General features: G+C 58.8%; 9 protein-coding genes. All 9 read left to right on the top strand.

The annotated features are described in order from the left end of the window. Nucleotides 1-25 precede the first annotated feature (25 nt). The 9 genes from rfbC to BRA1253DRAFT_RS07920 all read left to right on the top strand — a co-directional run bounded on the left by rfbC (nucleotide 26) and on the right by BRA1253DRAFT_RS07920 (nucleotide 13,346). Nucleotides 26-583, top strand: coding sequence for a dTDP-4-dehydrorhamnose 3,5-epimerase (rfbC, locus tag BRA1253DRAFT_RS07960; RefSeq protein ID WP_007592877.1), 558 nt, complete (start codon nucleotides 26-28; stop codon nucleotides 581-583). A 14-nt stretch (nucleotides 584-597) separates the two neighbouring features. Beyond that, nucleotides 598-1,656: a dTDP-glucose 4,6-dehydratase gene (rfbB, locus tag BRA1253DRAFT_RS07955; protein WP_007592876.1), complete on the top strand. Its 1,059-nt coding sequence runs from the start codon at nucleotides 598-600 to the stop codon at nucleotides 1,654-1,656. Further along, complete coding sequence (gene rfbD / locus BRA1253DRAFT_RS07950) at nucleotides 1,610-2,650, top strand: dTDP-4-dehydrorhamnose reductase (protein WP_245285878.1); 1,041 nt, start codon at nucleotides 1,610-1,612, stop codon at nucleotides 2,648-2,650. Before rfbB ends, rfbD begins: the two co-directional genes overlap by 47 nt. After that, nucleotides 2,559-3,440, top strand: a complete 882-nt coding sequence (gene rfbA / locus BRA1253DRAFT_RS07945; protein ID WP_007592873.1) for a glucose-1-phosphate thymidylyltransferase RfbA — start codon at nucleotides 2,559-2,561, stop codon at nucleotides 3,438-3,440. Before rfbD ends, rfbA begins: the two co-directional genes overlap by 92 nt. A gap of 85 nt (nucleotides 3,441-3,525) precedes the next feature. Then, nucleotides 3,526-8,355 carry a DUF4082 domain-containing protein gene (locus tag BRA1253DRAFT_RS07940; RefSeq protein WP_007592872.1) on the top strand — a complete coding sequence of 1,610 codons (4,830 nt, stop codon included), beginning with the start codon at nucleotides 3,526-3,528 and terminating at the stop codon, nucleotides 8,353-8,355. Between the two features lie 9 nt (nucleotides 8,356-8,364). Continuing rightward, nucleotides 8,365-8,697, top strand: coding sequence for a hypothetical protein (locus BRA1253DRAFT_RS07935; protein WP_007592871.1), 333 nt, complete (start codon nucleotides 8,365-8,367; stop codon nucleotides 8,695-8,697). Further along, nucleotides 8,675-10,891, top strand: coding sequence for a peptidase domain-containing ABC transporter (locus tag BRA1253DRAFT_RS07930; RefSeq protein WP_007592870.1), 2,217 nt, complete (start codon nucleotides 8,675-8,677; stop codon nucleotides 10,889-10,891). The genes BRA1253DRAFT_RS07935 and BRA1253DRAFT_RS07930 overlap by 23 nt, the downstream gene beginning before the upstream one ends. A 107-nt stretch (nucleotides 10,892-10,998) precedes the next feature. After that, nucleotides 10,999-12,315 carry an HlyD family type I secretion periplasmic adaptor subunit gene (locus BRA1253DRAFT_RS07925; protein ID WP_035995007.1) on the top strand — a complete coding sequence of 439 codons (1,317 nt, stop codon included), beginning with the start codon at nucleotides 10,999-11,001 and terminating at the stop codon, nucleotides 12,313-12,315. A gap of 59 nt (nucleotides 12,316-12,374) precedes the next feature. Further along, a complete protein-coding gene (locus BRA1253DRAFT_RS07920) occupies nucleotides 12,375-13,346 on the top strand; it encodes a hypothetical protein (protein WP_007592868.1) in 972 nt (323 codons plus the stop codon). Nucleotides 13,347-13,374 lie beyond the last annotated feature (28 nt).

Raw genomic sequence — 13,374 nt, 5'->3', positions numbered from 1 at the left:
ATTGAGGGCGGGCAGGAGGGTACCAATGCTGGAACTGCGATCCTTGGCGATCCCTGATGTCAAAGTAATTCGCCCAGATCGGTTTTCCGACGCCCGCGGCTACTTCTGTGAAACGTTCCAGCGATCGGCGTTTGCAGCAAAGGGAATTCTCCATGACTTCGTTCAGGATAATCAGTCCAGCTCGGATCGGATCGGTACTGTACGCGGCTTGCATTTCCAGCGACCGCCCTTCGCCCAGGCGAAGCTCATACGGGTGTTGAACGGAGCTATTCACGATATTGCTGTTGATCTCCGGCGCTCATCGCCCAGCTTCGGCAAGCACATCGCCATTCAGTTGGATAGTGAAAGCGGTGAGCAGCTGTTTATTCCGAAGGGGTTCGCGCATGGTTTCTGTACGCTACAGCCCCAGACCGTCGTCTTGTACAAGGTCGACCAGGTCTACGCCCCGAGCCATGACGCCGGTATCTATTGGGCAGATCCAGCATTGGGGATCAAGTGGCCCGTGACAACCTCAGAGGCTCAGGTCTCGCCGAGGGACCAGACGCTTCCTGCGCTCAACCAGTTTGCTTGCGTTTTCGAGTAGTGGGGATGAGTGAAATGCGCATCTTGGTGACCGGCGGAGCGGGATTTATCGGTTCTGCGGTGTGTCGCCGTTTGGTGCAGCAGACCGGTGCCGCAGTGATCAACGTCGACAAGCTGACATACGCAGCCAACCCGGCTTCGCTGGCGAGCATCGAGGGACTGGAATCTTATGCGTTCCTGCAGTCCGATATCTGCGATCGAGAGGTTATGCATCTCGCGCTCGCCGACTACGAGCCGGATGCGATCATACATCTGGCCGCCGAAAGCCACGTCGACCGTTCGATCACCCGGCCCGACGACTTCGTCAACACCAATATAGTTGGGACCTATACGCTGTTGGAGGCTGCCAGGACTTACTACGAACGTCTGCCGTTTCTGCGACGGAAGCAGTTCCGCTTCATCCACGTATCGACGGACGAAGTCTACGGCTCATTGGGCCCGGACGACCTGTTTCGCGAGGACACGCCCTACAGGCCGAGTTCGCCGTATTCGGCGAGCAAGGCCGCCTCGGATCACCTCGCACTCGCGTGGTTCAGAACCTACGGTCTGCCGGTCATCGTATCGAATTGCTCGAACAATTACGGGCCGTACCAGTTTCCGGAAAAGCTCATTCCGCTGACGATCCTCAATGCGATCGACCGCAAGCCTCTGCCGGTCTACGGCGACGGCAAAAATATTCGCGACTGGCTTCACGTCGATGATCATGCCGCCGGCTTGATAAGACTGCTGCACGAAGGAAGGCCGGGCGAGAAGTACAATTTCGGCGGAGATGGCGAGCGATCCAACTTGGAGGTAGTTACCCAGGTTTGTGACGTGCTGGATCGAGTGTCTCCGGGCCCGGGAGCGAGACGATCTCTCATTACTTTCGTGCCGGATCGTCCGGGACATGATGCCCGCTATGCAATCGACGCGTCAAAGGCACATCGCGAACTTGGCTGGGAACCGACGAGAACCTTCGAACAAGGCTTAGCCGAAACCGTCGGATGGTATCTCAAAAATCGTGCATGGTGGGAGCGTGCTCGCTGCGATGTCTATGACGGCTCGCGTCTCGGTCTTCTGGCTGCCCAACACTGAGGTGAAGATGACAGATCGACCCATCCTGATTGCCGGACGGCATGGTCAGTTGGCGACGTGTCTTCGTGATCTCGCTGCAATGCGCGGTCTGCCGGCGGTGGCCCTCGGGCGTCGAGAGCTCAATCTAGAGAACCGCGAAGGAATCCACAAGCTCATCGGGTCGATCGCGCCATCTGCAATTATCAATACGGCCGCATATACGGCGGTTGATCAGGCCGAATCCGAACCAGCGAAGGTGTTTAGCATCAACCGCGACGGCGCGGCGGCGCTGGCAGATGTCGCGTGGCAGATGAACATTCCGCTGATCCATCTCTCGACCGACTATGTGTTCGACGGCGCAAAACCGGATGCGTACGAGGAAAGTGACATTCCCGCTCCGTTGAATGTCTACGGCGCGTCAAAGCTTGCCGGCGAAGCTGCTGTATTGGCCGCGCATCCGCTCGCGACCGTGATCAGGTGCTCGTGGATTTACAGCCCCTATGGCGGTAACTTCGTTCGAACGATGTTGCGGCTATCTAAGACGCAGCCGATGGTAAGGGTTGTTGGGGACCAACATGGAAATCCGACCTACGCATTCGACCTCGCGGAGGCCGTCCTTCGGATCGCAGAACGGTCAGTAACGGACGATCGGAGAACCACGGCCGGCATTTTTCATCTCGCCGGTCAAGGCGAGGCAAGCTGGTACGACTTTGCGCAGGCTATCTTCGACGAACTGTCCCGTCGTGGAGCGCGGATTCCGGCGCTCGAGGCGATCACGACTGAAGAGTTTCCGACCGCTGCACGTCGACCACGAAACTCGCGCCTGGATTCATCGAAGGCCGAACGCGTGTTCGGGATTCGATTGGGACCTTGGCGCCATTCGCTCGAAGCCTGTCTTGACCAGCTAGTCGGAGGAGAAACCGATGTTGAAGGGAATCGTGCTGGCTGGCGGAAGCGGAACGCGCCTCTATCCGATCACGCGCGTGGTCAGCAAGCAGCTGCTCCCGATCTATGACAAGCCGATGATCTACTATCCCCTGTCGACGCTGATGTTGGCAGGGATCCGCGAGATTCTGATTATTACCACGCCGTCAGACCGGTGTCAGTTCGAGCGGTTGCTGGGGGACGGGAGCCAATGGGGCATTCGGCTCAGCTACGCGGAACAGACCCGTCCCGCCGGTCTCGCGGACGCCTTCATTGTTGGTGCCGATTTTATCGGCGGGGATCGCGTGGCGATGGTGCTTGGAGACAATATCTTCTTCGGCGATGGCCTGAGCGAACTGCTTGCCAGGGCGGCAGGACGCGAGGAAGGTGCAACAGTTTTTGCTTATCACGTGCGGGACCCAGAACGATATGGCGTCGTTGCGTTTGATGAGGCGGACCGTCCAGTATCGATTGAGGAGAAACCCAGACGGCCAGCTTCGAACTGGGCAATTACGGGGCTGTATTTTTTCGACAATTGTGTTGTCCGCTACGCCCGTCGCGTCGAGCCATCGCCGCGCGGAGAGCTCGAGATCACCGACCTTCAGATGCGCTACCTTTCAGCCGGCACGCTACACGTTGAGCGCATGGGGCGGGGGTTTGCCTGGCTGGATACGGGCACGGTCGAGTCTCTCATCGATGCCGGGTCGTTCGTGCAGACCCTGGAAAAGCGGCAGGGAATGAAGATCGCCTGTCTTGAGGAGCTCGCCTTCAGACTCGGCTTCATCAATCGTGGTCAACTTCTCGCCCTTGCCGAGTCGCTGCAGAAGAGCGGGTATGGCAGGTATCTCAATGAAATCTTGCAACTTCGTCGTTTAAATTGAATGTTATAATAAATGTATTGAAATCTCGGTTAATTTAATTCTTAATTGAATCGCATTCTGTTGTGCTGATTTCGAGAGGCCCGTCATGCTGAACCAAAAGGCGAGCGTCCTTGATCAAGGTACCGGGCCCCTCTTGCTGGAGGAGGGCGATGGTTGGTCAGATGCTATCGCGCGAGGCGCATGGTTGTGGCCCATGCCCGGCGCTTGGGCGCCGCCAGTGTTGAATCAGTTTTGGATGTCGCCGAATGCAGACCAGCCCGTCGGCGGGCCGGAACTCCGGTCCAGGGCAATTGCGGGTATCAACCCTGGTCAGGCGGCAAGTGCATTGCTGTCGCGTGGTGGTTTGCGCGGGACGCCGGGACTCAGTATCCCGCCATTCCAGTCGAGATTCGCCGCTCTGCTCTCGAGTTCAGCAAACCTGGTGGCCCGTTCCAACGCGGGGCGTCCGACGTTCTCATCCGTGCCTGACCATCAGGAGGCATCATCGATATCGAGCGCCGGCACCACTCATTGGATCAATTCGAGCAACGACTCCGGTCCATCCGCATTTGAGGGGCTCTGGACCCCGCTGCGCGCGGAGCCTGTCAGCGGGTCAGAGCACCAGCCCAACGCGGCTGCGGGAATGCCGAGCCAGTACTCGAAATTGGTGGATCTCAGCGCACATGGCGGATCTGCCGTCAATTCTCTGCCGAAAAGTTCGCTGTCCGTAATGACGGACAGCGCGGACTACGCACCCGGCAGTACGGCAACGTTTACCGCAGCCGGCATCCGCTCGGGAGCGTCGGTCACATTCAATATTGCCGACCTATTGAGCGCGCCCGGCGCTAACGGCATTGCCGATGTCTATACGCCTTTCACGATAAAGGACGGCGGGCGCGGCGACTTGGATGGTGTTCCCAACGGCACGGTGGTCTCGCAATGGCAGGTGCCAGCTGATGGCAGCGCCACAAATGCCACGTTGCAGCTCGTCGCGACCTCCGGCGGCCGCACAGCGACAGCGACGTTCAGCGACGCCAGCAACGAGATAGTCACGGAGAATCAACTGGCGGGTACGCCCAAGAGCGTGTGGTCAATCCACGGCTCGATTGCCAATCAAGGCGACTCGCAGATTGAGGGATTTGCCACCCAGATCAGCACTAATGCTGGACAGACAGTCTCCTTCAAGGTCGATGCCGCCTCGAGCGGCTACACTCTCGATGTTTATCGACTCGGCTACTATGGCGGCAACGGTGCCCGCCTTGTCACCAGCATGCACCATAGCGGAGCATCCAATCAGCCGGAACCCATCTTCAATGATGCGACCAACACGGTCGATGCCGGGAATTGGTCCGTTACAGATTCATGGACAATTCCGGCCAGCGCCGTTTCCGGCATCTACTTTGCAAAGCTGACGACGGATACTGGCAATTTCCAGAACATGATTCCGTTCATCGTACGCAATGATGGCACCATCTCGGACATTCTGTTCCAGACCAGCGACCAGACCTGGGAAGCGTACAACCCCTGGGGCGGATATAATTTGTATCAAGGCCCCAGCGGTACGAACAGCGATCGCGCCTATGCGGTGAGCTATAATCGTCCGATTGCGATGAACTCGACGTCGAATGAGGCCGGGCCGGCGGATTTCCTTTTTGGCGAGGAATACGCGGCGATTTATTGGCTGGAGCAAAACGGTTATGACGTCAGCTACATCTCAGGTATCGATGCCGCGACCACCGCTGGGTCGCTGCTCAACACCAAGGCCTACATCGATGTCGGCCATGACGAATACTGGACCCAATCTCAGTTCGCCAATGTCAAAGCGGCCGCCAATGCAGGTGTCGATCTCGCTTTCCTAAGCGGCAATCAAATCTATTGGGACACCGAACTTGCTCCAAGCTTCGATGCCAGCCATACGCCAAATCGGACCGTTGTCGAGTACAAGGACATCTGGAGCGGCACACAACTGGACCCGAACGGCGCCTCCAACGGCGGAGCAGGCCTGTTTCGCGATCCCGTTTACGGACCTGGAACTCCGGAGAACGCGCTTTCCGGCACGATCTTCACGGTCGACGACATTCAATCGCTCGACAACATCACGATTCCCGCCAGCATGTCGCAGCTGCGCCTTTGGAGAAACACCAGCATTGCCAGCAGCAACGGAGGAACGCTGACCCGGCTGCTCGGCTACGAATGGGACAGCGACCTCGACAACGGCTTCCGGCCAGGCGGGTTGATTGACCTGTCGTCGACGACAAGAAACGTCAATTCGCTGCTGCTAGATAACGGGGCGACGACCGGTTCCGGGACGGCCACGCACAGCCTCACGCTCTACCGTAATCCGACCAGCGGCGCTTTGGTTTTCGGCGCCGGCACGGTCATGTGGTCCTGGGGACTATCGAACCAGTACGCTCCATACCGTGGTCTCACTGCACCAGTCAGCACCGTCGTGCAGCAATCAATGGTCAACCTGTTCGCCGACATGGGAGTGATGCCGCAAACGCTGCAGACGGGTCTGGTGGCAGCCCAGACGTCGACCGATCACACTGCGCCATCCGCCGTTATCAGCTCCCCGACGGGCGGGACGAGCTTCAGTCAGGGTCAGTCGGTCACGATTACGGGTACCGCATCGGACGTTGGTGGAAGGGTGGCGGGCATCGAAGTTTCAACCGATGGCGGCACGACCTGGCACCCTGCGACCGGAACGACGAGCTGGAGTTATTCCTGGGTTGCGCCGGCCTTCTCCGGTGCGCGAGTCATCGAAGCGCGCGCGACCGATGATAGTGTCAATACGCAGGCGAGCCCTGCGACGGTCAGCGTTAACATCACAGGTAGCGGGGGGAGCTTCTTCACCACCTCTACCGTACCGGCCCAGACCAGGTTGAATGATGGTACGCCACTTGAGGTGGGTGTGAAGTTCACGTCCTCTGTGGCAGGCCAAATCACCGCGTTGAAGTTTTACCGCAGCCCCGGCGACACCGGCTCGGACCTTCTCGACCTCTGGAGCTCGACCGGCACCAAGCTCGGCAGCGCGACTTTCACCAACACCACGGCAAGCGGCTGGCAGACGGTCAATCTGGTGACGCCCGTCACGATCAGCGCCAATACAACGTATATCGCCTCGTATCACACCAATGGTGCCTACGTCGCCACGAGCAATTACTTCACCACCGCGTTTACAAGCGGAACTTTGACGGCGCCTTCGTCCACCTCATCCGGCGGCAACGGCGTCTATTCCTATGGTGGCACCAGCAGCGCTGGGATCTTTCCGACCAACACATTCGCTTCTTCGAACTACTGGGCCGACGTGGTGTTTACCGCCTCAAGCGGCGGCGGCACTGACCGGCCGCCGGTCGCGGTCAACGACAGCGGTTTCACCACGACGCAGAATACCGCGCTCAATATCCCCACCTCTGCGCTGCTCGCCAACGACAGCGATCCGGACGGGGATCCGCTGACGATCACGGCCGTCAGCAGTGCCGCAAACGGCACGGCAACTTTCAGCCCCCAAACCAATACCGTGACCTTCACTCCGACGACCGGCTATACCGGACCGGCGTCGTTCGCCTATGCCATTTCCGATGGTCGCGGCGGCACCGCCAGTGCGTCGGTCTCTCTGACCGTGACTACTTCGTCCTCAACAGTAAGCCTATTCACCGCCTCGAACACGCCGGCCCAGACCAGGTTGAATGATGGTACGCCACTTGAGGTGGGTGTGAAGTTCACGTCCTCTGTGGCAGGCCAAATCACCGCGCTGAAGTTTTACCGCAGTCCCGGCGACACCGGCTCGGACCTTCTCGACCTCTGGAGCTCGACCGGCACCAAGCTCGGCAGCGCGACTTTCACCAACACCACGGCAAGCGGCTGGCAGACGGTCAATCTGGCGACGCCCGTCACGATCAGCGCCAATACAACGTATATCGCCTCGTATCACACCAATGGTGCCTACGTCGCCACGAGCAATTACTTCACCACCGCGTTTACAAGCGGAACTTTGACGGCGCCTTCGTCCACCTCATCCGGCGGCAACGGCGTCTATTCCTATGGTGGCACCAGCAGCGCTGGGATCTTTCCGACCAACACATTCGCTTCTTCGAACTACTGGGCCGACGTGGTGTTTACCGCCTCAAGCGGCGGCGGCACTGACCGGCCGCCGGTCGCGGTCAACGACAGCGGTTTCACCACGACGCAGAATACCGCGCTCAATATCCCCACCTCTGCGCTGCTCGCCAACGACAGCGATCCGGACGGGGATCCGCTGACGATCACGGGCGTCAGCAGTGCCGCAAACGGCACGGCAACTTTCAGCCCCCAAACCAATACCGTGACCTTCACTCCGACGACCGGCTATACCGGACCGGCGTCGTTCGCCTATGCCATTTCCGATGGTCGCGGCGGCGCCGCCAGTGCGTCGGTCTCTCTGACCGTGACTACTTCGTCCTCAACAGTAAGCCTATTCAGCTCCAACCCGACGCCGAGCGTGGTTTCGGTTAACGATCTAAATTCGGTGGAGCTTGGTATGAAATTCCAGGCTTCCACTGCGGGCGACATCACCGGCTTGCGCTTCTACAAGGGGCCGAACAACACGGGCATCCATGTCGCCGATCTTTGGAGCAGCACGGGTACGTTACTGGCCACAGCAACGTTCACTAATGAGACGGCAAGCGGCTGGCAGCAGCTAAATTTCAGCACGCCCGTGACGATAGCGGCGGGGACAACCTACATCGCGTCCTACCACACTGCGGGAAACTACTCGGCGGACCCAAATTTCTTTGCCAACTCGTTTACCAACGGACCACTGACGGCTCCCGCGTCCGCATCCAGTGGCGGCAATGGCGTCTACGCCTATGGGACCGGGAGCCTCTTTCCGACCAACACCTTTAACTCGAACAGCTACGCCGTGGACGTCCTCTTCAGGCCGCAGCTGGCAGCATAGGAGTCTGGAATGCACGCAGAAATCTACACCGATGGAGTGGACGAGATCACGGTCGGTGGGTCGATCGTACGGGTCGATCTGATCAGCCTCTCGCCTAACGAGCGTGACGCCAATAACGAGCCCAAGAAGGTCTTGTGTCAGAGGCTGATCTTCTCCGTGGAATCGTTCGCGAACTCAGTCGAAGTGATGCAGAACGCTCTTCAGGGCCTGATTGATGCCGGCGCGATCCGGCGCAACCAGCCGGGGACAGCGGAGTCTCCGCACAACATTACGTCTGCCGAGCGCGTCCCCTCAGCCACGATTAGCCTACGGTCTCCGAATGTCTCGAGTAATTTCAGCTGAACTCGGCGGCGCCGACAGCTCAGTTGTGGTTTGCGCCGAACCCCCGCATACGGCTGCTCGAACCGCACAGGAATGTCTCGCCAAAGTCGCAGCTCACCACGGCGTCGATTTGCCTGCCGACCGCCTGCAGCATGCCTACGCCACCGACGGCGGGGCTCTCGCGACGGATCTGCTGTTGCGAATGGCACGCGAGGCCGGGCTTCGCGCAAAAGCTGCGAGCCTCGATTGGGGCGCGCTGTGCCGTCTGGGAGAGGCCTATCCGGCCATCGTCCGGCTCACGAACGAGAATTGGATCGTTGTCCTTGGCGCCGGGCAGGGGGCAAACGGCGTGGAGGCGGTAACGGTATTCGATCCACTTGCCGATCGCCAGCACGAGCCCCTGATCATTGACAAAGACCGGTTCTGCGCGCGCTGGGCCGGTGAGGTGGTCCTGACGAAGCGTGAGAATATGTCGTCAGACAGTCGGAGAACGTTCGGGTTGAGGTGGTTCGTACCCGAACTTCTCCGGCAATGGCGGCTGTTCGGCAATGTCGCGCTTGCCGCGATTCTCCTCTATGCGCTGGGCCTTGTGCTTCCGATCTTCTTTCAACTTGTCATTGACAAGGTTCTTGTACACGAGAGCTTCACGACGCTTTACGTGCTCACGGCCGGCGCAACCGCAGCACTCGCCTTTGATGCGATATTCGGCTTCTTGCGACGTTACTTGTTGCTCTACGCAACAAACAGGGTGGATATCCGGGTCGCAACCAAGACATTCGGCCACCTCCTCGGGCTGCCGGTAACGTTCTTCGAGCACATTTCAGCCGGCGTTCTCGTAAAGCATATGCAGCAGGCCGCGCGGATTCGCGAATTCCTGACGGGCCGGCTCTTCCTGACCATGCTCGATGCTCTATCGCTGTTCGTCTTCATCCCAGTGTTGGCGCTCTACAGCATCAAACTGACATGCGTAGTCCTGGCCTTCACTGCCATCAGTGCAACCGTCGTCACGCTATTAATGGGTCCGTTTCGGCGTCGTCTCTATGAGCTCTACCAGGCCGAGGGCGCGCGGCAGGCACTTCTTGTCGAGACCGTTCACGGCATGCGCACGGTGAAATCGCTCGCGATGGAACCAGTGCAGAGCAGGGTATGGGACCAACGCTGCGCTCAATCGGTGACGATGCGCTTCGGGGTTGAGAAGATTTCGGCAGTCGCCCAGGCAGTTACCGGATTCCTCGAGAAAATGATGACGCTCGGGATCATCGCGTTGGGCGCGCTCGATGTGTTCAGCGGCGAAATGACTATCGGCGCGCTCGTTGCGTTCAACATGCTGGCAGGACGGGTCTCGGGGCCGCTCGTCCAGCTCGTGACCATGGTGCATGAATATCAGGAAGTTGCGCTCGCAGTTAAGATGCTCGGCGAGGTGATGAACCAGAAACCCGAGCGTGATGGCAAGAGCGATGGCCTGCGCCCAGACCTTGCGGGAAAGATCGAGTTCGAGAGTGTGTCGTTCCGCTATGGACCGGAAGGAGCGCCGGCGCTCGATCAAGTCTCCGTCTCCATCGCGCCCGGCTCGATCTTCGGGATCGTCGGCCGGAGCGGCTCCGGAAAAACCACGCTGACAAGGCTGATTTCGGGAATGTATCCGGTGCAGCAGGGCTTGCTGCGCATTGACGGATATGATGCCCGGGAGCTCGATCTCTCACACCTGCGCCGGAATCTTGGAGTTGTCCTGCAGGACAATTTCCTGTTTCGCGGAACGGTTCGCGAGAACATTGCCTGCGTGAAGCCCGATGCGACCTTTGCGGAAGTCGTTAGAGCGGCGCAGCTAGCGGGGGCCGACGAGTTCATCGAGCGCTTACCCCGCGGCTTCGACACCATGCTGGAGGAGGAGGCTTCGAACCTCTCTGGCGGCCAGAAACAGCGGCTGGCCATTGCAAGAGCTCTCATCACCAATCCGCGCATATTGATTCTCGACGAGGCGACCAGCGCACTCGACTCCGAGAGTGAAATGATCATCAGGCGTAATCTGCGCCGCCTGGCGGCAGGAAGAACCGTCATCATCGTCTCGCACCGCCTCTCGATGCTGGCGGAGGCCGCCCAGATCCTCGTCATCGACCGTGGGCGCGTGGTCGATATCGACCGTCATGACCACCTGCTGTCGAAATGCACGATCTACCGCCATCTTTGGAACCAACAGACGAAGCAAGTCGCATGAGCAGGACGGTGAAATCTCCCGCGAACAGAGGGCCCGACGAATCGGTCGGAAAGACGGATCGACGGCGCCGAGCGATGTTCAGGTCGGCGGCCTTGCCGCAGCCACGCGTGGTCACGGAATTCCAATCCGACGCGCTTGAGATTGAGCAGCGGGTGCCGTCGCGGGTCGCACACATGATGCTCTATGCTGTTGTTGCGCTGATAGCGGTCGCGATCGCGTGGGCATCGCTGTCGCAAGTGGATATGATCGTAACCGCACAGGGCAAGCTGACCACAACCCACCCCAATCTTGTGGTGCAGCCGCTGGAAACGTCGGTCATTCGGGAGATCAACGTCAGGCCTGGCGATCGCGTCAACCGCGGCGACGTGTTGGCGACTCTTGATCCAACCTTCTCGCAAGCAGATCTCGACCAGTTGCGTATCCGCGTCGCCGCCTTCGACTCGGCCATCGCCCGGCTCCGCGCGGAATTGGACGCGACGGAGTATGTCGTCAGGAATCCCGCAAATGCCGACGAGATGCTTCAGCAGAAGGTGTTCCTGCAGAGAAAGAGCGCCTACGACGCCCAGTTCCAGAACTACCAGGCGCAGATCGCTTCCGCGCAGGCCAATCTGAAGACGGCGCAGGATGAAGAGGCGGTCCTGGTTCAACGCCTAGACAACATGCAGCTCGTCGAGAACATGCGAAGTTCGTTGATGGCCAAGGAGGTGGGCTCAAAGCTGAACTTCCTGCTTTCCCGCGATGCGCGGCTCGAGGTCGAGAGCAATCTGGCGCGCGTTCGCGGCAGTATCGTCGACAATTCGCATCGTTTGGACAAAGCTCGGGCAGATCAAAAGGTGTTCGCGGAGGAGTTTCGCCGCACCGCCTATCAGGACCTGGTCGAGACCTTGGCCAAGCGTGACAGTAACGCCGAAGATCTCAAGAAGGCCGAGCTCCGCCGGCAATTGATCGTGCTGCAGGCCCCGGCAGACGCAGTGGTCCTCGAGATTGCCAATCGGACGGTCGGATCGGTAGTTCGCGAGGCCGAAACTCTCTTCCTCCTCGTTCGTCGGGACGCGCCGCTCCAGGCCGAAGTCAACGTGGAAGGAAGGGATATCGGCCAAGTGACGGTCGGACAACCGGTGCGGATCAAGTTCGAAGCGTTTCCCTTCCAGAAATACGGCACTGGCACGGGAGAGGTCAGCGTCGTCAGTCAGGACTCATTTTCTTCTGACCTGAAGGGTGAGGGCGCGCGTCACCAAACGGCTCCTTATTACCGCGTGCGAATTGACCTGTCCGAAACGCGTCTTCGCCTGCCGCAGGAACGCATGCAGTTGATCCCGGGCATGGCGGTCACGGCCGAACTGAACGTGGGACGGCGCACCATCATTTCATATTTCCTGTATCCCCTGCTTCGCGGCCTGGACGAAAGCATCCGCGAGCCGTGAAGGTTCGCAGATATTGGTTTCAGTGAACTCTCAGAATGCTCGGATGAAGGTAGCAAAGCATGCTTGGTGTGACTGAATGTCCCGTTCGAATTCTTGCCGCGGTGAATTTTCACTTCCGAGAATCACGCCTCCAATATCTTTTTCAGGTCATTCGAGCGCTTTGCGAGTATCCTGTGGAAGCCTTGGATATTGTCATCACCACCAATGTTGACCGGGACGGAGCGCTCAAGGAAATTACAGACTTGTGTGGACCGCTTTTCAGGCCATTTCCCGCGCGCTCAAAGTCGACAAAAGGCCTTTCGATTGAGAGCTTCCCAAAACTTGCCACTCCCTGGCTTTTGCCGTGGAGCCACAAGCATCTCATTTCGGAGAGGTTTCTTAGTGCCGAATCGACCTACACGCATTTCATATACGTCGAAGATGATATTTTGCTGTCCTTCGACAACTTCTGCTACTTCACCCGCTATCGAGAGATGCTGAAGGGGAGAAGGCTAATCCCGTCCTTTCAGCGCATCGAATACAACGACGCTGATAATCATCTCTACCTGGTTGATCAGGTCGGCGTGAGCGATTTGAGCTCGAGAAATCGTGTGGATCTGGATGGGTATGCTTTTATCAATCTCGACTATCCATTTAACGCGATGTTCATCTTGGACCGAGAGCTCGCACTTGAGTACGTGGAAACACCCTCGTTTGACCGCGAGCGCAGCAAGCTGGTGCGGCCAGACTGGGATGTTGCTTGTCGCGCAGCAATGGGCTTGTGTTTTGAAAATCCTCCGGAGGGCTTTGCTGCTCGTTACGTGTCACCCGTCGATCCGGGCGCCCTGACCACACCATCTTGGTCTTGGGTTTATCACTTGCCCAACAACTACGCGAAAGATCGCCTAAAACCTTTTGCCAAGACGCGAACAGATCAGCAATTCAGCTCGGAAGGGAACGTTGTTGGCTGGCGTCCGGCTTCCAAGGTGGTTGAATATCTTGCGCTGATGAGGGGCAAAAAGCGGTCTAGCGGGCCCGAGCCATCATTGTGACCGCTATGAACGGCGGCACCTGGCGGTA

Origin of the sequence: Bradyrhizobium sp. WSM1253 (assembly GCF_000244935.1) — a bacterium.
Classification (GTDB): domain Bacteria; phylum Pseudomonadota; class Alphaproteobacteria; order Rhizobiales; family Xanthobacteraceae; genus Bradyrhizobium; species Bradyrhizobium canariense.
This window is presented reverse-complemented; position numbering and strand designations above follow the sequence as displayed.